The following is a 22,667-nucleotide window of genomic DNA, read 5'->3' as shown; positions in this document are numbered from 1 at the left end:
AGCCCCGTTCCCTCTCGGGTCCCCGTTCCCTCTCGGGTCGTTGACATTCCGTCATCGACGCCGCGCCAATTCGCCACTTGCCGTGGCCATGTCCGCCGCCCTAGAGTCCATGCAGGGACTAAGGGTGCCGTCGCACGCTCTATACCAAGACGGGAGTGATTGTTGTGGGTGTCGTTCTCAACATCGAAAACGGGAAGCGGGAGCCCGCCTCCATCAAGGATCTGATCGATCTGACAGTGGCGGATATGGGGCGCGTCAATGAATTGATCCTGTCCAAGGCCGGCTCCGACGTCGAGATGATCCCGGAGGTCGCCAACCATTTGATCTCGTCCGGCGGCAAACGGCTGCGGCCGATGCTGACGCTGGCCGCCGCGCAGATGTTCGGCTATGCCGGCGAGGGCCACGTCAAGCTCGCCACCTCCGTCGAATTCATGCACACGGCGACGCTTCTCCACGACGATGTCGTCGACGAGAGCGGCATGCGGCGCGGCAAGAAGACCGCCCGCATGATCTGGGGCAACCAGGCAAGCGTGCTGGTCGGCGACTTCCTGCTCGGCCAGGCTTTCCGCATGATGGTCGATGTCGGCTCGCTCGAAGCGCTCGATATCCTGTCGAGTGCTGCCTCCATCATCGCCGAGGGCGAGGTTATGCAGCTTGCCGCCGCCAAGAACCTCGAAACCACCGAGGACGAGCATTTCGCCGTCATCAAGGCCAAGACCGCCGCACTGTTTTCGGCTGCTGCCGAGGTCGGCCCCGTCATTGCCCAGGCGACCCGCAACGATCGTGCGGCGCTGCGCTCCTACGGCATGAATCTCGGCCTTGCCTTCCAGCTGATCGATGACGCGCTGGACTATGGCGGCACCAGCAAGGATCTCGGCAAGAATGTCGGCGACGATTTCCGCGAAGGCAAGGTGACCTTGCCGGTCATTCTCGCCTATCGGCGGGGCACGAAGGCCGAGCGCACTTTCTGGAAGCGTGCCATCGAGGACAATGTCACCGATGACGCCGGTCTGGAAAAGGCGATCGGCCTGATGACTCGCCATGGCGCCATTGCCGACACGATCGGACGCGCCCGCCATTTCGGCGAGATCGCCCGCGACGCGCTGGCGCCGCTGGAAGCGACGCCGCAGAAATCGGCGCTGATCGACGTCATCGATTTCTGCATCAGCCGGGTGAACTGAGCGGCGTCACCCGGTTGCCGGCTACTTCGCCTTTCCCGGCAAAGCGATTGCGGCAAGCAGGCTGACAACGATGCCCGCCGCCGCCAGCCAGAAGGCGATCTGTATGCCGTCGGCTATCGCGGCCTTCAGTGCATCGCCGCTCAATCCGCCGACATGGCTGTTGGCGATCGCGATCAACGTCGCCATGCCGATCGCGTTGCCGATGTTGAGCGTCGTGCAGGCCATCCCCGAGGCGACGCCCTGTTCGTCGTGAGCCACGCCCGACGCGGCCGCGATCCACATGGCGGTCCAGACGATGCCCTGTCCGACACCGGAGATGATCAGCCCTGGAACGAGAGCCAGATAGAAGCTGTTGGCTGATGCTCCAAGGACCATCAGCGCCGTGCCGGCCGCCCCTATGACCATGCCGCCGACCAGGGTCGAGCGGGTTGAAAAGCGCGTTGCCAGGCGTTCACCGAGCTGCGTGCCGGCGGCGATGGCGATCGACGGCACCAGGAAGGCGAGGCCGGTTTCCAGCGCGGTGAAGCCATGCACGGTCTGCAACAGGACGGTGAGGAAATAGGGCAGGGCCCCGAACGTTCCCATGAACAGGAAGGTGATCGTCATGCAGGCGACGAGGCTGCGATTGCGGAACAGCCGCAGCGGCATCAGCGGGTCAGCGCTCTTCGCCTCAATCAGCGCGAAGGCGATGATGAAGATCGCTGCCAGCGCGGCGCTGGCGACGATCGCTGGCGAACCCCAGCCATATTCAGGTCCCTGGACCAGCGTGAAGACCAGCAATGTGGCGCCCGCAGTGACGGTCAGCGCGCCAGGCAGATCGAAGTTGCGGCGCTGGTGCCGCTTGGGATCGCGTGGAATGATGGCAAATGCGGCGATGATGGCTATGCCAGCCAGCAGCACATTGACGTAGAAGACCGACGACCAGCCGAAGGCGCCTGTCAGGAATCCACCGGCCAGTGAGCCAAGGGTGAGGCCGCTCGCGCCGGCACCGCCCCACACCGCCAGCGCCCTGTTGCGTTCCGGTCCTTCGGCAAACAGGCGATTGATCAGCGAGAGCGTCGCCGGGAACAGGAAAGCGCCGCCGATGCCTTGTACAGCGCGGGCAGCGATGATGATTTCCGGCGACCAGGCGAGGCCGCCGACCAGCGACGAAAGCGCATAGAGCCAGAGAGCGAAGATGAAAATGCGGCGCTGACCGATAAGGTCGGCGGCGCGGCCGCCGAACAGCAGAAAACCGCCGGTAAACACGGTGTAGGCGCTCACCACCCATTGCAAGGTCTGGCCGGAAAAGCCCAGCCCAGCCCCGATTTCGGGCAGCGCCACGAAGACGATGTTGATGTCGAGAGCGATGATAAGCTGGGCGAAGGCGAGCAATGCCAGCGTGGCGCCGCGCTTCGCGCCAACCCCTCCCTGTGTCGCAGTGGCGCCGAACGGCACCCCTTGATCGAGTGAACTCATGCCAATCTCCTTTTGATTCTTTATCGATCGACAAAGAATTGGGTTTGCAATCCGGAGTCAAGCGGATTATTTGTTGATCGATAAAGAAATGGAGACGGCGATGGCGGGACGGCCAAGGGAGTTCGACAGAGCCCAGGCTCTGCAGAAAGCGCGCGATGCCTTCTGGATGCGCGGCTACGAGGGCACCTCGATGGCCGACCTCGTGTCCATGCTTGGTCTGGCATCGGCGCGCATCTATGCCGCCTTTGGCTCGAAGGAGGATCTGTTTCGCGAAGCCGTTGTTCTCTACGAAACCAGCGAAGGAAGCTTCGCCACCAGCGCGCTTGCCGAGGAGCCGACCGCAAGGCGGTTTGTCGAGCGGTTGCTGCGCGATGCAATCGAAATCTACACAAGGCCGGACTTGCCGAAAGGCTGCATGGTCGTCTCGGCCGCCACCAACTGCGCCACGGAAAACGATAACGTGCTGCACTGGCTGGCCGAGCGCCGACTGGCGCGCAATGCATTGATTGTCGAGCGCCTGAGAAAGGGCGTTCGCGACGGCGACCTCAAGCCGGATACTGATCCGGAAGCGCTTGGCGACTACTACACCACGCTGTTGTTTGGCCTCTCTGTGCAGGCGCGCGACGGGGTGCCGAAGAAGCGGCTGCATGACCTGATCACCGTGGCGATGCCTGCACTCGACGGTTTCGTCTCACAGCCTTGAGTCTTGCTTCTGGCGCCTCGCGATTTCGACTGCAATTGGCTCGACAAGCTGCCCTGCCGCAAATTATCTATAAACATGGCAAAGGGCACGGACGACACCATCGCGGTGCGCATCAGCAAGGTTCTGGCGGACCGGATCATTTCCGGTGCGATCGAGCCAGGGGCCAGGCTTCGGCAGGATCATATCGCCGAGGAATTCCAAACCAGCCATGTTCCGGTGCGCGAGGCCTTCCGCCGTCTCGAGGCGCAGGGACTGGCCATCGGCGAGCCGCGCCGCGGCGTGCGTGTCGCGTCTTTCGATCTGGGCGAGGTCAAGGAGGTCGCCGAAATGCGGGCAGCACTCGAAGTGCTGGCGCTGCGCCACGCCGCGCCGCATCTGACATCGGCCATTCTCGATCTCGCCGAGGAGGCGACCAAGGCCGGCGACAAGTCCCGCGATGTCAGGTCGTGGGAAGAGGCCAACCGCGCCTTCCACCGCTTGATCCTGTCGCCATGCGGCATGCCGCGCCTGCTCGCGACCATCGACGACCTGCACGCGGCAAGCGCCCGTTTCCTGTTCGCGGCATGGCGGTCGGAGTGGGAGACGCGCACCGATCAGGACCATCGCGCGATCCTCACCGCCTTGCGGCAGGGAAACACCGAATCCGCGGCCGTCACACTGGGGCGGCACGTCCAATGGATTGGCCGCAAGCCGGTCAGGACGGCTTCCGGAACGACGCGCGAAGCCTTCGCCATAGTAGGTTAGACGGCCTCCGCCAAAGCCAGGGCTTGCAATCCCCAGGGAAGTGTGGATTCGATAATAGATCGAAAACAGAAATTATCTATAATTTGCAATCGATCGAAGGAATCCCAATGACAGACGTCGCATTCTCACCCGGCAAGCCGTCGTTCAGTCCGCTCCAGCTCCAGGATCGTTCTCTTGCCTGGCAGGTTGGAGCCGTCGTGCTTGGCACGCTGTTCCTGGCGCTGGCGTCCTATATCGAGGTGCCGATGGTGCCGGTCCCGGTAAACATGCAGACCTTTGCGGTGACACTGATCGGCGCCCTCTATGGCTGGCGGCTTGGCGCGCTCACCATCGCCGCCTGGCTGGTCGAGGGTGCGGTCGGCTTTCCGGTTCTGTCCGGAGGGGCAGCGGGTGCGGCGCATTTCGTCGGGCCGACGGGTGGCTATCTCTTCGCCTTCCCGCTTGTCGGCGCACTGGTCGGCTGGCTGGCCGAACGCGGCTGGAACGGCAAAAGGGTGATGCTTGCCTTCGTCGCCATGCTGCTTGGCAACCTTGCCTGCCTTGTGCTTGGCACAGCATGGCTTGCCGTCATGATTGGAGCCGAACAGGCCGTTACCTTCGGCTTCCTGCCGTTCATCGTCGGCGGCTTGCTCAAGTCAGCGCTGGGTGCCGCGACCCTCATGGCCCTTCCCGGCGGCAAGGCGAAGCCGGCCAATCCGTGACGATCAGGCTGCGCGCCCATCACCTCCTTTGCCTGCTCACCTATGTGGGCAAGGGATACAGCCCCGCCTTCATCGCCAATTATGATCGCGTCGCGGAGCGCCTGAGCCGGGGCGAGGGCATCCTCCTCGTTTCCGGCCCCGACGATGTCTGCGCTCCCTTGCTCGACGAGCCGGAACCGCATTGTCTCAACGAGAGTGTCGTCGAGCGGGACCGGCTCGCCGCGCTGGATGTAGAGGAATTGCTGGCGCGGCCAATCCGTGTCGGCACCCACCTCGATCTCGACACGGGGACCTTAGCCCGGATGCGGCAGGCGTTTTCGGCTGGCCTTGTACGCAAGGCCTGCGGCGGCTGCGAATGGAACGAACTGTGCAGCACGATAGCGGCCGGTGGATATAGCGACACGCTGGTGCAGCGGCCCGCCTCGCCAGCCAAGGGTTGATATTGGCGCCGAGCTCAAGGGTCGAAGCTGTGATATATTCGGCGCTGCGCAGGGCCATGGCCGAAATTCAAAATCGGAAAACTGCCCCCTGTCGCCATGATTTGTTAATCGGGTGCCCGGATTGTGAATTCGAGGCGGATTGAAGCGCGACCCCAAAAAGGCCATGCTTTGCCTGGAAAGATCGAGTCTACGCCGATCCCGCTGATGCGGAGATGGCGCCTGGCTGAAAGGGATACGATGCGGCAAGGATGTGCGCGCTGGCTGACAAGGCTGGCAATTGTGACAGGCATGACGATCTCGGCTTTGCCGGCCTATGCCAAGCAGACCAGCGAACCGGTCAAGATCACGTCATTTTCGGGCGCCTATCTGGCAGCCCGGATCGCCGAAGGCGATAACGACCTCGACAGCGCCATCGCCTACTACAAGCAAGCATTGGCCTTTGACCCGAGCGACACCGGCCTGCAGCAGAGCCTGATGCTGTCGCTGATCGCGCAAGGGCGCTTCGACGAGTCCCTGGTCTATGCCGACAAGCTCAAGGAAGTGCCTGACGTCGAGCGTTTCTCGCGCTTGGCGCTCGCCGTCGATTCCTTCCACAAGAAGGATTTCACCAAGGCGCAGTACTGGCTCAAGCTGTCGCTGGAATCCGATCTCGACCGGTTGATCTCCGGGGTGATGTCCGGCTGGGCGCAGCAAGGCGCCGGCGAGCCTGCCGATGCGATGGCGTCCATCGACAAGCTGCAGGGGCCGGATTGGTTCGGCCTGTTCAAGTCGTTCCACCGCGCCCTGATCGCTGATGCATCCGGCATGCCCGAAAAGGCCGAGGCGATCTATGCCGCGACCATGCAGGATACCGCCGCCGGCGGTGCCGCTCCCGAAACCTGGATGCGCAATGCCCAGGCCTACGCCTCGTTCCTGGTCCGCAAGGGCGACAAGACCAAGGCGCTGTCGGTGCTCGACCAGGCCGAGGCGTTTTCGCCGGGCAAGCTGGAAATCGTCGCCTTGCGCGACCGAATTGCAAAAGGCGACAAGATTGCGCCGCTGGTTGCCGGTCCATCCGATGGCGCCTCCGAAATCCTGCTCGACCTCGCCACCGCGCTCAACCGTGGTGGCGGCGAGCCCTTCGTCCGCCTCTATCTGCAATATGCGCTTGCTTTGAAGCCAGATAGCGACGCTGCCCTTGTGCAACTCGCCGCCGTGTCCGAGCAATTGAAGGACGGCGAAGGTGCCATCGCGCTCTATCGCCGGATTCCCGCCGCTTCGCCGCTGAAGGAGCTTTCGGACCTGCAACTCGGCCTCAATCTTGCCGATCTCGACCGTCACGAAGAAGCGATCACCCATCTGAAAGCCTTGGTCGACGCCCATCCCAATGACATGCGCGCCTATCTGGCGCTCGGTGGCGTCTATTCCTCGAAGGACGATTTCCGTTCGGCCGCCACTCTCTACGATAAGGCCGTCGAGGTGCTGAAGGCGCCGACCGCGGCCAACTGGAACATCTTCTACCAGCGCGGCATCGCTTATGAGCGCCTGAAGGAATGGCCCAAGGCCGAGCCGAACTTCCGCAAGGCGCTGGAACTGTTCCCCGACCAGCCGCAAGTGCTGAACTATCTCGGCTATTCCTGGGTCGACATGAACATGAACCTCAAGGAAGGCCTGGCGATGATTCAAAAGGCCGTCGACCTCAGGCCGAGCGACGGTTACATCGTCGATTCGCTGGGTTGGGCCTATTTCCGCCTCGGCAGGTTCGATGACGCGGTGCGCGAAATGGAACGCGCCGTGTCGCTGAAGCCGGAAGATCCGGTTCTCAACGATCACCTCGGCGACGCCTACTGGCGCGTCGGCCGCAAGCTGGAAGCCACCTTCCAGTGGAACCAGGCTCGCGACCTGAAGCCGGATCCCGATGTGCTGGCCAACTTGCAGCAGAAGCTGATGAAGGGCCTGCCGCCGATCGAATCCAACACGGCGCAGGAGACCCCGAAGGTCAAGCCGGAGCCGGTGCCCGCCCCGAAGGGATGAAGTCAGCCATTTGAATTCAACGCAAGCGGGGCTCTTTCGGAGTCCCGTTTTCGTTTGAACCGTATTAGGCTGGCTGCCTCAGAAGAGCTTGCGATAGACGACGAAGCCGGAGTGTTCGGCGACCTTGTCGTAAAGCTTCATCGCCGTGTGATTGGTCTCATGCGTCAGCCAGTACACGCGGCCCGAGCCGGCCGCCTGGGCGCGCTCGTAGACGCCCTCGATCAGCGCCCGTCCGATGCCTTTGCCACGCGATGCCTGCGTGGTGAAAAGGTCCTGCAGATAGCAATTCGGTGCGATCGCCGTGGTGCTGCGATGGAAGAGATAGTGCACGAGGCCGAGAAGCTGTCCCTCGCCTTCGGCCACCAGCGCGTGGACCGGCTCATAGGCATCGAAGAAACGAGACCATGTCATCTGGGTAATCTCACCCGGCAGGGCCGTTTCGCCCGAGCGGCCATAAAATGCATTGTAGCCATCCCACAGCGGCAGCCATTGCTCGAAATCCTGTCGCGCGACAGGGCGGATGACGATCGGGCTGGGCATGGCTGAAACCTGTTGTCGTTGCTGCACAGGCAAACAGAGCGTAGGCCCGAGAGATGGGCAATGGGCCAGCCCCTGCAAAGCTTTCAACATTGTCCATAATGTCGGGGTGACGGCATCGGCGTGCCTTGCTTGACGCTTTGCTGCTGGGTCTCTAGGACGTGCCGGCAAGCTAGCCTGTGCTGTCGAGGCCACCCGTGACAATTGAAATCCCCGCCCATATGCATCCCAGCCGCTCGTTCCAGGGGCTGATCCTGACCTTGCACAACTATTGGGCGGCCTATGGCTGCGTCATCCTGCAGCCCTACGACATGGAAGTCGGCGCCGGCACGTTTCATCCGGCAACGACGCTGCGCGCGCTCGGCCCAAAACGCTGGAACGCTGCCTATGTCCAACCCTCGCGTCGTCCCAAGGATGGCCGCTATGGCGAGAACCCGAACCGGCTGCAGCATTATTACCAGTACCAGGTGATCCTGAAGCCGAACCCGCCCAATTTGCAGGAGCTCTATCTCGGCTCGCTGGCGGCGATCGGCGTCGATCCGCTGCTGCACGACATCCGCTTCGTCGAGGATGATTGGGAAAGCCCGACGCTGGGCGCCTGGGGTCTCGGCTGGGAATGCTGGTGCGACGGCATGGAAGTCTCGCAGTTCACCTATTTCCAGCAGGTCTGCGGCATCGAATGCGCGCCTGTGGCCGGCGAACTAACTTACGGGCTGGAGCGGCTGGCCATGTATGTGCAGGGCGTCGACAATGTCTACGACCTCAATTTCAACGGCCGCGAAGGCGCCGACAAGGTCACCTATGGCGATGTCTTCCTGCAGGCCGAGCAGGAATATTCGCGCCACAATTTCGAATACGCCAACACGGCGATGCTTCTGCGCCACTTCGAGGACGCCGAGGCCGAGTGCAAGGCGCTGCTCGACGCCGGCGCGCCGGCATCGAACGACAATCTGCCGATGCACCGCATGGTTTTCCCGGCCTACGACCAGTGCATCAAGGCCAGCCATGTCTTCAACCTGCTCGACGCACGCGGCGTGATTTCGGTCACCGAGCGGCAGAGCTATATCCTGCGGGTGCGCAATCTGGCCAAGGCTTGCGGTGAGGCATTTTTGAAGACGCAGGCGGGTGGCTTGGCGGCCTGAGTCTCAGGCCCGCTTCATCATCTCGAAGGAAGCTTTGATCGGCAGTATGTTCTGGCTGCTGGCACCGTCGATCGTGCGCAATGCCTGTCGAACGCCTGGCATCGAGAAGGCACCGTGAGCCTGCGCGGTGAAGCAGGCGCCGAGTGCGAGGATCTGCAGAAGTCTGGATGCCGTTTTCATGATCGTTGAGCCAAATGTTCCCTGCCTGAGCGTGGGTCGCTTCAGCGCTGCGTTCGGTTCATGGAAATCTTTGATCCAAGGACGGGTGGCGTGGTCTCGTCCCGACAGGGCGGTCAAAATTTGTGTAAAGGGTGACAGCAGCCAGCCGAGTTGCTATGCCCCGCCCGGACCACTCTCCCGCATGAGCTGACCCCGATGCCTGACCTGCTTCTAGAACTTCGCTCCGAGGAAATCCCTGCGCGCATGCAGCGCAAGGCGGCGGGTGATCTCAGGAAGATGCTGACCGACGGTTTGGTCGAGGCGGGACTGACCTATGAGGCGGCGCGCGAGTACTGGACGCCGCGGCGGCAGACCCTCGACATCAGGGGCCTGACCGCGCGCTCGAAGGATATAAGCGAAGAGATCAAGGGGCCTTCGACATCGGCGCCTGAACAGGCGGTCCAGGGTTTCCTGCGCAAGGCCGGACTTTCCTCGATCGCCGAGGCGCATGTCCATTCCGATCCGAAGAAAGGCGATTTTTATGTCGCCCACATTTCGAAGCCGGGCAGGGCGGCGGAGGAGATCATCGCCGAACTGGTGCCGGGCATCATCCGCAATTTTCCGTGGCCGAAATCGATGCGCTGGGGGCCGGCCTCGGCCAAGCCCGGTTCACTGCGCTGGGTACGGCCGCTGCAATCGATCCTGTGCACCTTCGGCCCGGAAACAGAGGAGCCTGTCGTGGTCGATTTCGAGATCGACGGCATCCGCTCCGGCAACATCACCTATGGCCACCGCTTCCATGCGCCGGATGCCATCACGGTGCGCCGCTTCGACGACTATGTCTCCAAGCTGGAAGCGGCCAAGGTCGTGCTCGATGCCGACCGGCGCAAGGAGATCATCCTTGCCGATGCCCGCAATCTCGCCTTCGCCAACGGGCTTGATCTGGTTGAGGACGAAGGGCTGCTGGAGGAAGTGTCCGGGCTGGTCGAATGGCCGGTCGTGCTGATGGGCGAGTTCGAGGAGGCATTCCTCGCCATTCCAGCCGAAGTGATCCGGCTGACCATTCGCGCCAACCAGAAATGCTTTGTGACGCGGCCGCAGGGTTTCGACGACGCGCTTTCCAATCGCTTCATCCTCACCGCCAATATCGAAGCGAGGGATGGCGGCAAGGAGATCGCCCACGGCAATGGCAAGGTGGTGCGCGCCCGCCTGTCCGATGCGCTCTATTTCTGGACGACCGACCAGGGCGACTTGCCTGACCTGCGTGAGCTCGAGGCATCGGCGGAAAAATTCGGGCTTGATCTCAAGAAGCCGCTCGACCAGCGCATGGCCCGCCTCGACCATCTCGGCGTGACTTTCCACGCCAAGCTCGGCACGCAAGGCGAACGGGTGGAGCGGATTGCGCGGCTTGCCGAGGAACTGGCGCCGATCATCGGCGCCGATCCGGCACTGGCGCGGCGCGCTGCCGTCTTGGCCAAGGCCGATCTCACCACCGAAGTCGTTGGCGAGTTCCCAGAACTGCAAGGCGCTATGGGTCGCAAATATGCGCTGCTTCAGGGCGAGCATGCATCGGTCGCCGCTGCAGCGGAGGAACACTACAAGCCGCAGGGCCCGTCCGATCGCGTACCGAGCGATCCAGTGTCGGTCGCTGTCGCGCTCGCCGACAAGCTCGATACGCTGGTCGGCTTTTGGGCGATCGATGAAAAGCCGACCGGGTCGAAGGATCCCTACGCACTGCGCAGAGCTGCTCTTGGGGTGGTGAGGCTGGTGCTGGATAACGAGACGCCGGTAAGCCTTCTTTCGATCGTAGCTAAACATCGAAGAATCATTGAAGACCAGATCGACCGCCGGCACGCTGAAGAGCAGGTCAAGTTGGGTGGCGACTATGTGAGTGCACGGGCGCACGCCGGCGACGGAAAGTCTGGGGATCGCGACCTCCTGGCCTTCTTCCACGATCGCCTAAAGGTCTACCTCCGCGATCAAGGCGCTCGGCACGACCTGATCGATGCGGTGCTGGCGACAGGTTCGCGCCCGATCTCCCCCCTAGAGGGGGAGATGTCGGCGAAGCCGACAGAGGGGGGCGCTGTCCCGCCGTCCTCTCAGCGCCAAGTACCCCCCTCTGCCCTGCCGGGCATCTCCCCCACAAGGGGGGAGATTGGCCAATCGTCCAATGACGACCTGCTGCAGATCGTGCGCCGGGTCGAGGCGCTGGGCTCCTTCCTCGACACCGAGGATGGCAAGAACCTGCTCGCCGGCACCAAGCGTGCGGCCAACATTCTGGCCGCCGAGGAGAAGAAGAAAACGGTGGTCGCCGAAACCGTTGAGTCGGCACTCTTGCGCGAGGATGCCGAGAAATCGCTGTTTGCGGCGGTGAATCAGGCTGAGAAGCAAGCCGGCGAAGCGATTCAAAACGATAACTTTTCCGCCGCCTTGCTGGCGCTTAGCGTGTTGCGCGAACCGGTTGATTCATTCTTTGAGCATGTTCTTGTAAACGATGAGGATCAGGCGGTGCGTGCCAACCGCCTGGCGCTGCTCGCCCGCATCCGCGCGGCCACCGGCCAGGTCGCGGATTTCTCGAAGATCGCAGGTTAAGGCGAAGAAAATATTCTTTGCCGCCGGCCGTTCGAGCCGGCTTACAGTCATATGGCGATGATCTCTCCGTGGCAAAAGGGACATGTTCCCCAACCCCACGGAGGCTTCTATGAATTCCGATCACGACATCGAAGTGACAGAAGAAACCCCGGCTTCCGCCGAGGCGCTTGAATCCGCTTCCGAAACCATCCTCGATCATGCCGCCGCCGCAGCGGTCGAAGCCGCTGACCTGTCTGATGACGACGAAGACGGCGACGATGAAGATGGCGAAGAGTCCACCGAAACTGCCACGCTCTCGGATGACGACGAAGATGAAGACGACGAGGACGAAGACGACGCCGAGGATAGCGTGAAGGCTGAAGGCGACGAGTCCGAAGAAGTCGATGACAAGGAAAAAGCGGCCTGATTTTTTCAGCCGCCGGTTCCATCGATGGCAAGGCGGTGCTGAGGCGCCGCCTTTTCCTGTCAGTCGTCCCCGAAGCCGACTGTCAGCCGCCCCGGGCGACGGCCCGGTCAGTTCTCGAGAATGCTGACGCGCACGCTGTTTTCGTAGACATCGACCTGGATCAGCGGTTCGCCATTGACGATGGCGCGCTTGGTCGAGGAACTCATCGCGCCGCCGCGTTCCAGCATGCGTTGCAGGTCGGCGCGCTGGCCGTTGGTCCTGAACCAGCCATCACCCTCGTCGTCGCTGTCACGGCGGTGGAATTTGTGCCAGTTGGCGCGGTCCTGCCGCACCATCTGCGCGGCATTGTCCAGCGCATAGCCGTCACTCGCCTGATGGTCGCGATCGGAAATGCGCGCGACATAGGATCCCAGCATGTCGTCGGCGTGAGCCGCGACGACGCCAAGCAGTGACGCCAGCAGAAGGCCTGCCCCGGTTACGATTCCAGCTTTTCTCATGGTCCCCCCTTTACCCCTGATGAAATCCCGTCTGCCAGAAATGCCTAGAACGGGGTTGCCTGACAATGGTGCGCCGGGCGCCAGACCACCGTCAAGTCTCGCCATCGATGTCGGCTGCCTTTGAGCCAAGGCTATTTGGTGTAGCCGTTGGGAGGCATGCGCTGCCCTGCTGCCGGCGCCGGAGCGCTCGGCGGGGTGGGTTGGTTCTCGGCGTTCCCTGAGGGGGCTGCGGAGGCGGTGGCCGTTGCCGGCGCGGTGTCTGCCGCCGGCGCCGTGCCAGCGGCCGGCGCAGTACCTGTCGCTGGTGCAGCGGTTGGCGCGGGTGCCGGGAAGTCGGGACCGGTAACGCCGCCACGAATGACCATCGGGCCTGGCTGGAAGTCGTGCCCGGTCGCGGGCTTGTCCGGGATCGCCGCCACCTTTTCATCGGTGACGTCGGGCTGCGCTTCCCCTTTTGCCACCACCGACCGCCCATCGCTGGCATTGACTGCATCGGCGGTTCTAGGCTGGTTGAGGGCGCCGATCCTGACGATCGATGGTGTGGAGGATGGCGCGCCTGGAAAAACCAGGGATGACGCCTGGGCTTCGCCGGCCGCAACAGCAAGAATGATACCCAGCAGGATACGCGCAGACACTGATTTCGCTCCCCTTTGCCCAGAAGCTGTTCGATAGCAGGCCGGAATTGATGCCGGCTTTCGCGGAAACATAGCATTTTAGGGATTGATAAATCGCCAATGCTCCTGCTCGCCCAACAATCGTTTACCCAACAGCGACTTGCCCAACGGCCGCCATCGTACTACGCACCCCGCAGCTGTGAGGTGACGAGAGTGGCTGAAATACTTGCCTCGGGCGAGGCGCTGGAGCGGGCGCTGGCGCTGCTCATGGAAGGCGATGTCGTCGCCATCCCGACGGAAACCGTCTACGGGCTGGCCGGCGACGCCACCAACGGCATCGGTGTCGCGCGCATTTTCGAGGCCAAGGGGCGGCCGCGCTTCAACCCGCTGATCGCTCATGTCGCAGACATGGCGATGGCAGAACGCCTCGCGCTGTTCGATCCGCTGTCCAGGAAACTGGCGCTGGCATTCTGGCCAGGTCCGCTGACGCTGGTGCTGCCGCAACGGCCCGGCAACGGCATCCATCCGCTGGTCACCGCCGGGCTCGATACGATTGCCTTGCGCATGCCGAGGGGCTTTGGCGGCGACCTGATCGCCAGGCTCGGCCGCCCGCTTGCCGCGCCCAGCGCCAATTCATCCGGCAGGATCAGCGCGACGACCGCGCAAGCGGTGGCGGCCGATCTCGGCGCGCGGATCAAGCTGGTCGTCGATGGAGGCGCGACCCCGATCGGGCTGGAATCGACCATCATCAAGGCCGAAGGAAACAGATTGCGGCTGCTGAGGCCCGGCGGCATCGCCGCCGAGGAGATTGAGGCGGCTATCGGCATGGAGCTGTTGCGCGGCGGCACCGCCGGTATCGAGGCGCCGGGCATGCTTGCCTCGCACTATGCGCCAGGTGCTGCGATGCGGCTCCATGCCGGCACGGTCGGCGAGGGCGAGGCTTTGCTCGGCTTCGGCAGCCAGAGGGCGCAAGGCTGGCGCCGCGCCGAAGCCTTCCTCAATTTGTCCGAAACCGGTGACCTGCGCGAAGCGGCGAGCAATCTGTTCGCCTATATGCAGGAGCTTGACCGCAGCGGCGCGCGGACCATCGCCGTCGAGCCGGTTCCCTTCGACGGGCTCGGCGAAGCGATCAACGATCGGCTGTCGCGTGCCGCCGCCCCTCGTGACATCCCACAACCCGCAACATAGTTTTTCCCCATGACCGAAATCACAGAGACACTCGATCCCGCTCTCATCGATCGCTTCACGGCGATCGTCGGCGACAAATATGCGCTGCGTGAAGAGCAGGATATCGCGCCTTACCTCGTTGAACGGCGCGGGCTCTGGCACGGCGCGACATCGTTGGTGCTGCGGCCGGGCAGCGTCGACGAAGTCAGCCGGATCATGCGGCTGGCGACCGAGACAGGCACGCCGATCGTGCCGCAAAGCGGCAACACCGGCCTGGTCGGCGCCCAGGTGCCGGACAGGTCCGGGCGCGAAATCGTCCTGTCGCTGTCGCGGCTGAACCGCATCCGTGAAATCGATGTCTTGTCCAACACGGTGACGGTCGAGGCCGGTGTCATCCTGCAGACGCTGCAGGAGGCGGCCGACGCCGCCGACCGGCTGTTTCCACTGTCGCTGGCCGCGCAAGGCTCCTGCCAGATCGGCGGCAATCTTTCCTCCAATGCCGGCGGCACCGGAGTGCTTGCCTATGGCAATGCGCGCGAACTCTGTCTCGGTGTCGAGGTGGTGCTGCCGACCGGCGAGGTGTTCGACGACCTGCGCAAGCTGAAGAAGGACAACACCGGCTACGATCTGAAAAACCTGTTCGTCGGTGCCGAAGGCACGCTCGGCGTCATCACCGCCGCCGTGCTCAAGCTGTTCCCGAAGCCGAAGGGGCGCGAAGTCGCCTTCGCCGGCCTGTCGTCGCCAGAGGCAGCATTTTCGCTGTTCAGCCTGGCCATGGATCGTGCCGGGGCAGCACTCACCGCTTTCGAACTGATCGGCAGGCGGCCATATGATTTCACGCTGGCGCATGCCCAGGGCGTGGTGCGGCCGCTGATCGAGGACTGGCCGTGGTACGTGCTGATGCAGATTTCATCAGGCCGTTCGTCGGAGGATTCGAGAGCGTTGATCGAGGATGTGCTCTCGTCCGGCCTCGAACAGGAATTCGTCGGCGACGCCGTCATTGCCGCGAGTCTCGCGCAGGGCGATGCCTTCTGGAATTTCCGCGAGCTGCTGCCCGAGGCGCAGAAACCGGAGGGCGCCTCGATCAAGCACGACATTTCGGTGCCTATTGCCTCGATCCCGCGTTTCATCGCGGAGGCTGCCGGCGCCGTGGCGTCGGTAAGTGCAGGTGCCCGCGTGGTCTGCTTCGGCCATATGGGCGACGGCAATCTCCACTACAACATTTCGCGGCCCGTCGACGGCGACGATGAGGCGTTCCTCGCTCTCTATCATCCCATGAACAAGGCGGTGCACGATGTGGTGCGCAGCCTGCACGGTTCGATCTCGGCCGAGCACGGCATCGGCCAGTTGAAACGCGACGAACTGATCGCCACCGCGCCGCCGATGGCGATCGATCTGATGCGAAGGGTTAAGGCCGCTTTCGACCCGGCCGGCATCATGAATCCGGGTAAGGTTATCTGATCCTTTCGACATCTTGTGGCTGGTGGGATTCCGATAACCATCCCTGAGATCAGCAAAATTTAACCGACTTTCTTAAGCGGGGCGGTAAGGAGCCCGCGCTACTGTCTCCATACAAACGAGGCTGGAAAAACCGGCCCGGAGAGAACCGGACACCGGCTCTCAGGAGACAGACAGGAAGGCCACTCTATGAACACCGGACTGAAGCCAGTCTGGGCGGGACGCAACATGCGTCTCGACCCATTCCGCCTGCCGCAAGTGGTGAGCTACGCGACTCGCGACGACTACGGCGATGTAACCTTCACCATCGACCAGCGCGGCGCCGTGATCCGCCGCCTGCTCGAGATGAGCGGCCTGCCCGCAATCATCGTTCTGCCCGCCAATGCGTTCCGCGGCGTTGCCGCCCGCGCCATGGAAGACCCGGACGGCAATGTCACGGTGACCCTGGAACTCCTGCACAACGACCCGATGCTGTCGGTGCCGCTGCTTGTGGCCGACGATCTCGACGATGTCGCAGCCGACTGGCGCGCCTGGGCCGACGCTTACCGTCTGCCGATGCTGCTGATCGAATCGGACGGCGTTGCCCGCACCCTGGAAGAATCGCTCGGCGCCGCCATCAAGACGCTGCCGCCGCAGGATCGGCGCAAGGGGCGGATTTCGAACACGCGCCGCCCGCGTTTCCTCGCTCGCCGCAGAGCGGGCGCCCTCGGTCTCAGGCTAGTCATCGACGGCCAGGAGATTATTTCGAGGGACTGAGCATGATCCCGCTGGGAATGCTGAAACGGGAAGCCGCTAAACCAGCGGCTTCAGCGCCACCCACACAGCGCCGCCGATCAGGCCGAGAAAGATCAGCCAGCCGACCTGGTTGTTCGACCTGAACAGTCGCAGGCATTGGTCCGGATTGTCGATATCCAGAACCGCGATCTGCCGCGCCATATGGGCGCCGGCGGCAATCAGCCCGGCCAGCGCCACCACCGGCGCCTGCGCCGACGCGAAGGCGATCGCAAAACAGATCAGCGCGCCACCATAAAGCCCTGCCAGCCACGACTTGGTGTTGTCGCCGAACAAGCGTGCCGTCGAGCGCACGCCGACGATGGCGTCATCTTCCTTGTCCTGATGCGCATAGATCGTGTCGTAGCCGATCACCCACAGGATCGAGCCGATATAGAGCATGATGGCAGGCCCATCGAGATCGCCGAACTCGACCGCCCATCCCATCAGCGCGCCCCAGGAAAAGGCAAGGCCAAGCACCAGTTGGGGCCAGTCGGTTATCCGCTTCATGAATGGATAGATGGCTATGACCGCCAGCGAACAGATGCCGAGCAGGACGGCGAAGCTGTTGAACTGGATGAGCACGACGAGGCCGACCAGGGCCTGCAGGACGAGAAACAGCCATGCCCGCCGGCGGGTCGCCTTGCCCGACGGCAGCGGTCGCGAGCGCGTGCGCTCCACCTGGCTGTCGATGTCCTCGTCGACGAGGTCGTTGTAGGTGCAGCCGGAGCCACGCATGGCGATGGCCCCGACCAGGAAAAGCACGAGATACACTGGTGCCGGCAGCAGTGAGAGCAGCGGGTCGCCGGGACGCGGATAGGCGCTTGCCGCCAAGGCCGCCGACCACCAGCACGGCCACAGCAGCAGCTGCCAGCCTATCGGCCTGTCCCATCGGGCAAGCTGCGCATAGGGCCATATCGAGCGCGGCAGCACGCGGTAGACCCAATGGCCGTTCGGCGCATCGGCGACACGGCCCTGGGCCGCTTTCGACTGGATGTTTTCCATGTCCATGGAGTGGCAGCAGCGGCAGAAACCGTCAAGCGGCAAGCGGGAGAGTGGTGCACGTCAGCCTTTCACGAGGCAAAGATGTCGCGGGTGGCGAACCAGTCCCTGGCCACCTCGACGAAGGCCAGCGCTGCATTCGACACACGCTGATGCGTGTCATAGGTGAGCAGGATCCGCTGCATGGGCAGCGGATCGGACAGCGGCTTGCAGATGAGCGGCAGGCCGTCATAGCTGCGGTCGCCGTGCGGGCGGGTGTAACTGACCGCGACTCCGAATCCGTTGGCGACCATGCTCCGCTGCAGTTCGAACGAGCTTGTCGTCGTATCGGCCACCGGCGAAAGGCCGCGGCTGCGGAACAGGTCGAGCATGTGCTGCCAGCTGTGCGGCTGGTCCGTCGTGATCAGCGGATAGGCGGCCAAATCGGCAAGGCTGACCGTTGGCCGGTCCGCCAGGGCATGGCCTGCCGGCAACAGCGCATGCGGGCGAAGTTCGCGCAACAGGATGCGGGCGAAATGCGTCGGCAGGCTGAGGTCATAAGTCAGGCCGAGATCGATGGCCGCATCACCCAGCCGTCGTCCCAGGGTCTCGAACGTCTCGTCGCGAACGACGATTTTGACGGCCGGATAGCGTTCGGAGAAGGCGCGGATCAAAGCCGGCGCGAAGAAAGGCGCCAGATCCTCGAAGCATCCCAGCACCAACTCACCCGCGACAGCCGATTTGCTTGAACCCAGGCCGACGAGTTCGTCCGTTTCGGTGAGAACCTGCCTTGCCTTGGCCACGACGGCGCGGCCGAACGATGTCGGCGACACGCCGCTTCCGCGCTGGCGGACGAACAGCTTCTGGCCGAAATTCTTTTCGACCGCGTCGATCGCCACCGAAATCGACGGCTGAGAGACGTTCAGCATCTTTGCCGCGCCGGTGACGCTGCCGTGACGCGCCACGGCAACCAGGTAGCGCAGCTGCGTGAGGGTTACACTCATAGGAGTACTCTATATGTCGGATGGAAAGTTATTATTTTACTGAATGAATTGATATTGCGATAATGGCTTCATTCCAAGAGGAGAACGCCATGGCTTCCCAGACTGCCATCCTCGACGCCACCATGATCGGCGCGTCCACGATTGCCGACTATCAGCGTGACGGCGCTGTCTGCATTCGCGGCGCCTTCAAGGGCTGGGTCGACACGATTGCCGCCGGCATCGAACGCAACATGCAGAACCGCAGCGCCACCGCATCCGACATCGCCAACGGCCGCGGCAGTTTCTTCGACGACTACTGCAACTGGGAGCGCATCCCCGAATTCGTCAGTCTGGTGCGGGGTTCGCCAGCCGCCGAACTGGCGGCTGCGGTGATGCAGTCGCGCACCGCGCAGTTCTTCCACGATCATGTGCTGGTCAAGGAGCCCGGCACGCAGAAGCCGACGCCCTGGCATCAGGATATCCCCTACTATTTCGTCGATGGCCGGCAGACGGTGAGCTTCTGGATACCCATCGACCCGGTGAAGGAAGCGACGCTGCGTCTGATCGCCGGCTCGCACAAATGGGACAAGATGATCCTGCCGGTGCGCTGGCTCGACGATAGCAACTTTTATGCCGGCGAGGGCGACTATCTGCCGGTGCCCGATCCCGACAAGGATCCGTCGATGAAGGTGCTCGAATGGGAAATGGAGCCGGGCGACGCCATCCTGTTCGACTTCAGGACCGCGCACGGCGCCCGTGGCAATATGACCGCGGCGCGGCGCCGGGCGCTGTCGCTGCGCTGGGTCGGTGACGATGCGCGCTATGTCGAGCGGCCGGGCCGCACCTCGCCGCCCTATCATGGCCATGGCATGCAGCCGGGACAGAGATTGCGCGAGGATTGGTTTCCGGTGGTCTACCAGGGCTGAGGCGGCAGCCAGAATATGAGCGCCGGTATTCGAGGCCCATATTCTGGCTGGGGTAACGTTCCCGTGCGCAATTCCGATCAAAACACCCTGATGCCTTGACCCGTCGCCCGGAGAGCAATAGCGGGTGCTCCAAGAGACTGTTTCGAAATTCGCTCTGGCGAGTCATATGGTGGTGGTTTCGAGAACCGTAGCGGAGCGGACATTTGGTCCGTGAGCAACGGAAGCGCAGAAAACGCCATCAGATGGCCGCCAGAGCAGAATTTCGGCATCAAGAGGTGGCCATGAACGTTCTTCTTCTGGGCTCCGGCGGCCGCGAACATGCGCTCGCCTGGAAGATTGCCGCATCACCGCTGCTGACAAAGCTCTATGCGGCTCCCGGCAACCCGGGCATCGGCAGCGAGGCTGAGCTGGTGAAGCTGGATTTAGCCGACCACGCCGCCGTGGCCGCGTTCTGCCGGGAGAAAAAAATCGACCTCGTGGTGATCGGTCCGGAGGGGCCGCTGGTCGCCGGCATTGCCGACGATCTGCGCGCCGAAAATATCCGCGTCTTCGGTCCCTCCAAGGCTGCCGCACAGCTGGAAGGTTCGAAGGGATTCACCAAGGACCTCTGTGCCCGCTACGACATCCCGACCGCCGCCTATGGCCGCTTCAGCGATCTGGCCTCGGCCAAGGCCTATGTCGAAAAGACCGGAGCGCCGATCGTCATCAAGGCCGACGGGCTCGCTGCCGGCAAGGGCGTCACCGTCGCCATGACGCCCAGTGAAGCACAGGCAGCACTCGATGCCTGCTTCGATGGTTCCTTCGGCGCCGCCGGCGCGGAAGTAGTGGTCGAGGAATTCATGACCGGCGAGGAGGCGAGTTTCTTCTGCCTGTGTGACGGCACCACCGCGCTGCCCTTCGGCACCGCGCAGGACCACAAGCGCGTCGGCGACGGCGACACCGGTCCGAACACCGGCGGCATGGGCGCCTATTCGCCGGCCCCGGTGATGACGCCGGAACTGGTCGAACGCACCATGCGCGAGATCATCGAGCCGACCATGCGCGGCATGGCCGAACTTGGCGCGCCGTTCTCCGGCGTGCTGTTTGCCGGGCTGATGATCACCGACAAGGGACCGAGGCTGATCGAATACAACACCCGTTTCGGCGACCCGGAATGCCAGGTGCTGATGATGCGGCTGAAGGACGATCTGCTGGTCCTGCTCAACGCGGCGACCGACGGCCAGCTTGCGCATACTTCGGTGCGCTGGCGCGACGAGGCGGCACTCACCGTGGTGATGGCGGCGAGAGGCTATCCCGGCACGCCGGAAAAAGGCTCGGTCATCCGCGGCGTCGAAGACGCGGCGAGCGACGGTGTCGAGATCTTCCACGCCGGTACCGCCATCAATGGCGGCGCGCTGGTTGCCAATGGCGGCCGCGTCCTCAACGTGACGGCATCAGGCGCCACGGTCGGCGAGGCACAGAAACGAGCCTATGCCGCGCTTGACCGCATCGATTGGCCGGACGGGTTCTGCCGCCGCGATATCGGCTGGCAGGCCGTGGCGCGCGAACAGGGAACCTGAAGTTCCGCGTTGGCTCACCGCTGGCCGCGATCGAGTTCGGTGGAAGCGGTGCTGAGCGGATCGGACAAGGCAAAGGCAGCGTCGAGTTGTGCGGGCGAACGCCGCTCGGTCCGCTTCCAGGCGACATATTGGACAATGCCGAAACTCGGTCTCCGGGGCACCGTCTTCACGACTGGCATGCGGAAGCCGTCGCGGAAACGGGACCAGCGTGTGCCCAACGCTGCAACCATGTCCTCGAAAGTCGGCGGCGCGGCCACAGACGCATAGGTGATGGTGACATTGCCGGCGAGGCCGGCCTCGCGTGAGACCGGTAGCGGTATCGAGGCGAGATAGTCCGGCGGCACGTCGATAAGCCCACCGAACGGCCATTGCGCGCGCAGCGTGGCGGCGTCTGTCGGCGCGACATTGACGTCTATGTCGTTAGGCGTGCCGGCAACCCTGTAGGGGCAGCGGAATCGGCCGCAATTGGCTTGCGCGGAAAACTGCCACAGCGCGTAGCCTTGCCAGTTGCCCATCGGGAAATGCACGTCGATGTCGTTGGTATAACGCGCATACCAGAGCGGCAACCGCGACAGGAGCCGGTATCGGTAGCTGTTGTCGGCAATGTACTGGGCGGTCTTGCCGTTGGTGTACAGCACCGGGAAACGGCCGATGCGGCGATGCACCTGGCGTACGAACTCCTCGGCGTCGTCAAGCGACATCCATTGCGAGGGATCATTGCCCTCAATGTCGAGAGCCATGAGATCGTCCGGCGCAGGCCCGGCGAAATCGAGGAAATTGTTGGCCTGCTCGACCGGATTGCCGGGGCGGGCAAGGTGATAGGCGCCCCATTTCAGGCCGAGTGCCTTGGCCACCACCCTGCGCGTCTGGAACAGTTCGCGCGTCACCGCATGACGTTTCCACAGCGCCTTGCAAAGCTTCACCTCGATGTCGTTGCCCAAGCAGAAATAGGCCGGCGGCATGCCGTCGGAGGCTTTGTTGATGAAGCCGACGACCCGCTTGTCGGTGGCGAGCTGGGCCCAATCGATGGAATTGTATTCGTAGGCATCGACGACCAAAGCGCGGTCGGCGTTCTTCCACGGCTCGGAAAAATCCGAGGCCTTTGCCGCCATGGACAGCGCCATCGTCGCCGCCAAGGCGAGAAGCGCTGTGCGGCGAAGAAGGCACGCCGTCCTTTTCAAAACAGGGAGTCCCCGTTGATCAAAGGCAAATCCTGAACCGTCATGGTTAAGGATTTGCTTCCGGGAGGCCGGCTTCAGAAAAGCTGGCGTCGCATCAGCGGCTAGAATCCAAACGGATCGGGCGCGGGCTCTTGCCGCAGCGTGCCTTCGGCGGCGCGTTTGCGGTGATGGGCCAGAGAGCATTGCGGGGAGCACAATATGCCGCGATCCGACCAGTAGGCGGCACCGTGGTCCAGTCTGCCCCCATGGTAACAGAACCCCTCCGCTCGATAGGGCAGGCCGCATTCGATGCAGCGGTAAGCGTCGGGTCTGGCAAGCATGGGCGATTCCGGTTGCTGGTTCTGATCTCACGCCGGTCGATCCGGCATGGCTTGAACTTAATACGCGCCGCCCCGATTGCAAAATCCGCGTGACAAATTTGAGGCTTACAAAAAATGTGCGCGCCATGACCATC

General features: G+C 63.2%; 23 protein-coding genes. 14 read left to right on the top strand and 9 right to left on the bottom strand.

Annotation, left to right across the window (positions count from 1 at the left end; all coding sequences use genetic code 11):
- The first annotated feature begins 164 nt into the window (after positions 1–164).
- The gene (locus NKI69_RS26040; RefSeq protein WP_023808663.1) at positions 165–1,181 is read left to right on the top strand and encodes a polyprenyl synthetase family protein; all 1,017 of its coding nucleotides are present in this window, start codon (positions 165–167) and stop codon (positions 1,179–1,181) included.
- A gap of 21 nt (positions 1,182–1,202) precedes the next feature.
- Here NKI69_RS26040 and NKI69_RS26035 read toward each other — a convergent pair whose 3' ends face one another.
- On the bottom strand, positions 1,203–2,639 hold the full coding sequence (locus NKI69_RS26035; RefSeq protein ID WP_352722801.1) for an MFS transporter: 1,437 nt from the start codon (positions 2,637–2,639) through the stop codon (positions 1,203–1,205).
- 73 nt (positions 2,640–2,712) lie between these two features.
- Here NKI69_RS26035 and NKI69_RS26030 point away from each other — a divergent pair, with 73 nt between their 5' ends.
- The 5 genes from NKI69_RS26030 (at position 2,713) to NKI69_RS26010 (ending at position 7,240) form a co-directional block, all read left to right on the top strand.
- Positions 2,713–3,342 (top strand): TetR/AcrR family transcriptional regulator, encoded by a 630-nt coding sequence (locus NKI69_RS26030; protein ID WP_245273037.1) that lies wholly within the window; start codon positions 2,713–2,715, stop codon positions 3,340–3,342.
- A 75-nt stretch (positions 3,343–3,417) separates the two neighbouring features.
- A complete protein-coding gene (locus NKI69_RS26025) occupies positions 3,418–4,086 on the top strand; it encodes a GntR family transcriptional regulator (RefSeq protein WP_127290934.1) in 669 nt (222 codons plus the stop codon).
- Between the two features lie 107 nt (positions 4,087–4,193).
- Positions 4,194–4,787 carry a biotin transporter BioY gene (locus NKI69_RS26020; RefSeq protein ID WP_023808659.1) on the top strand — a complete coding sequence of 198 codons (594 nt, stop codon included), beginning with the start codon at positions 4,194–4,196 and terminating at the stop codon, positions 4,785–4,787.
- Positions 4,784–5,227 carry a DUF1284 domain-containing protein gene (locus NKI69_RS26015; RefSeq protein WP_352722800.1) on the top strand — a complete coding sequence of 148 codons (444 nt, stop codon included), beginning with the start codon at positions 4,784–4,786 and terminating at the stop codon, positions 5,225–5,227. Before NKI69_RS26020 ends, NKI69_RS26015 begins: the two co-directional genes overlap by 4 nt.
- Positions 5,228–5,464: 237 nt before the next feature.
- Positions 5,465–7,240 carry a tetratricopeptide repeat protein gene (locus NKI69_RS26010; protein WP_023808657.1) on the top strand — a complete coding sequence of 592 codons (1,776 nt, stop codon included), beginning with the start codon at positions 5,465–5,467 and terminating at the stop codon, positions 7,238–7,240.
- A 78-nt stretch (positions 7,241–7,318) separates the two neighbouring features.
- Here the strand turns inward: NKI69_RS26010 and NKI69_RS26005 are convergent, their stop codons facing one another.
- Positions 7,319–7,780 carry a GNAT family N-acetyltransferase gene (locus NKI69_RS26005; protein WP_023808656.1) on the bottom strand — a complete coding sequence of 154 codons (462 nt, stop codon included), beginning with the start codon at positions 7,778–7,780 and terminating at the stop codon, positions 7,319–7,321.
- Positions 7,781–7,998: 218 nt separating this feature from the next.
- Here NKI69_RS26005 and NKI69_RS26000 point away from each other — a divergent pair, with 218 nt between their 5' ends.
- The gene (locus tag NKI69_RS26000; protein ID WP_056581147.1) at positions 7,999–8,919 is read left to right on the top strand and encodes a glycine--tRNA ligase subunit alpha; all 921 of its coding nucleotides are present in this window, start codon (positions 7,999–8,001) and stop codon (positions 8,917–8,919) included.
- A gap of 3 nt (positions 8,920–8,922) precedes the next feature.
- Here NKI69_RS26000 and NKI69_RS25995 read toward each other — a convergent pair whose 3' ends face one another.
- On the bottom strand, positions 8,923–9,099 hold the full coding sequence (locus tag NKI69_RS25995) for a hypothetical protein (protein WP_164755492.1): 177 nt from the start codon (positions 9,097–9,099) through the stop codon (positions 8,923–8,925).
- 195 nt (positions 9,100–9,294) lie between these two features.
- Between NKI69_RS25995 and glyS the strand changes: the two genes are divergently transcribed.
- Together glyS and NKI69_RS25985 are read left to right on the top strand one after the other, a co-directional pair.
- Positions 9,295–11,670 (top strand): glycine--tRNA ligase subunit beta, encoded by a 2,376-nt coding sequence (gene glyS, locus NKI69_RS25990; RefSeq protein WP_352722799.1) that lies wholly within the window; start codon positions 9,295–9,297, stop codon positions 11,668–11,670.
- A gap of 109 nt (positions 11,671–11,779) precedes the next feature.
- Entirely contained in the window at positions 11,780–12,076 is a 297-nt protein-coding gene (locus tag NKI69_RS25985; RefSeq protein WP_352722798.1) for an ATPase, read from the top strand.
- A 107-nt stretch (positions 12,077–12,183) separates the two neighbouring features.
- Here the strand turns inward: NKI69_RS25985 and NKI69_RS25980 are convergent, their stop codons facing one another.
- The gene (locus NKI69_RS25980) at positions 12,184–12,573 is read right to left on the bottom strand and encodes a hypothetical protein (RefSeq protein ID WP_023808652.1); all 390 of its coding nucleotides are present in this window, start codon (positions 12,571–12,573) and stop codon (positions 12,184–12,186) included.
- 131 nt (positions 12,574–12,704) lie between these two features.
- Entirely contained in the window at positions 12,705–13,208 is a 504-nt protein-coding gene (locus NKI69_RS25975) for a hypothetical protein (RefSeq protein ID WP_023808651.1), read from the bottom strand.
- A 192-nt stretch (positions 13,209–13,400) separates the two neighbouring features.
- Here NKI69_RS25975 and NKI69_RS25970 point away from each other — a divergent pair, with 192 nt between their 5' ends.
- From NKI69_RS25970 to NKI69_RS25960, 3 genes are all read left to right on the top strand, one after another.
- Positions 13,401–14,375, top strand: a complete 975-nt coding sequence (locus NKI69_RS25970; protein WP_352722797.1) for an L-threonylcarbamoyladenylate synthase — start codon at positions 13,401–13,403, stop codon at positions 14,373–14,375.
- A gap of 9 nt (positions 14,376–14,384) precedes the next feature.
- Positions 14,385–15,815, top strand: coding sequence for an FAD-binding oxidoreductase (locus tag NKI69_RS25965; RefSeq protein ID WP_352722796.1), 1,431 nt, complete (start codon positions 14,385–14,387; stop codon positions 15,813–15,815).
- A 186-nt stretch (positions 15,816–16,001) separates the two neighbouring features.
- Positions 16,002–16,568 (top strand): DUF6101 family protein, encoded by a 567-nt coding sequence (locus NKI69_RS25960; protein WP_023808648.1) that lies wholly within the window; start codon positions 16,002–16,004, stop codon positions 16,566–16,568.
- A 36-nt stretch (positions 16,569–16,604) separates the two neighbouring features.
- On the opposite strand, the gene ubiA is transcribed toward NKI69_RS25960, so the two are convergent.
- On the bottom strand, positions 16,605–17,588 hold the full coding sequence (ubiA, locus tag NKI69_RS25955; RefSeq protein ID WP_352722824.1) for a 4-hydroxybenzoate octaprenyltransferase: 984 nt from the start codon (positions 17,586–17,588) through the stop codon (positions 16,605–16,607).
- Positions 17,589–17,656: 68 nt separating this feature from the next.
- Positions 17,657–18,568, bottom strand: coding sequence for a LysR family transcriptional regulator (locus tag NKI69_RS25950; protein WP_352722795.1), 912 nt, complete (start codon positions 18,566–18,568; stop codon positions 17,657–17,659).
- An 89-nt stretch (positions 18,569–18,657) separates the two neighbouring features.
- Between NKI69_RS25950 and NKI69_RS25945 the strand changes: the two genes are divergently transcribed.
- Both NKI69_RS25945 and purD read left to right on the top strand, forming a co-directional pair.
- Positions 18,658–19,473, top strand: coding sequence for a phytanoyl-CoA dioxygenase family protein (locus NKI69_RS25945; protein WP_352722794.1), 816 nt, complete (start codon positions 18,658–18,660; stop codon positions 19,471–19,473).
- Positions 19,474–19,754: 281 nt separating this feature from the next.
- Positions 19,755–21,032 (top strand): phosphoribosylamine--glycine ligase, encoded by a 1,278-nt coding sequence (purD, locus tag NKI69_RS25940; protein WP_352722793.1) that lies wholly within the window; start codon positions 19,755–19,757, stop codon positions 21,030–21,032.
- A gap of 14 nt (positions 21,033–21,046) precedes the next feature.
- Here the strand turns inward: purD and NKI69_RS25935 are convergent, their stop codons facing one another.
- Together NKI69_RS25935 and NKI69_RS25930 are read right to left on the bottom strand one after the other, a co-directional pair.
- Positions 21,047–22,156: a glycoside hydrolase family 25 protein gene (locus tag NKI69_RS25935; protein WP_352722792.1), complete on the bottom strand. Its 1,110-nt coding sequence runs from the start codon at positions 22,154–22,156 to the stop codon at positions 21,047–21,049.
- 158 nt (positions 22,157–22,314) lie between these two features.
- Positions 22,315–22,533 (bottom strand): hypothetical protein, encoded by a 219-nt coding sequence (locus NKI69_RS25930; RefSeq protein WP_081734729.1) that lies wholly within the window; start codon positions 22,531–22,533, stop codon positions 22,315–22,317.
- Between the last annotated feature and the right edge of the window lie 134 nt (positions 22,534–22,667).

Source organism: Mesorhizobium sp. M0491 (assembly GCF_040321265.1).
Lineage (GTDB): Bacteria > Pseudomonadota > Alphaproteobacteria > Rhizobiales > Rhizobiaceae > Mesorhizobium.
This window is presented reverse-complemented; position numbering and strand designations above follow the sequence as displayed.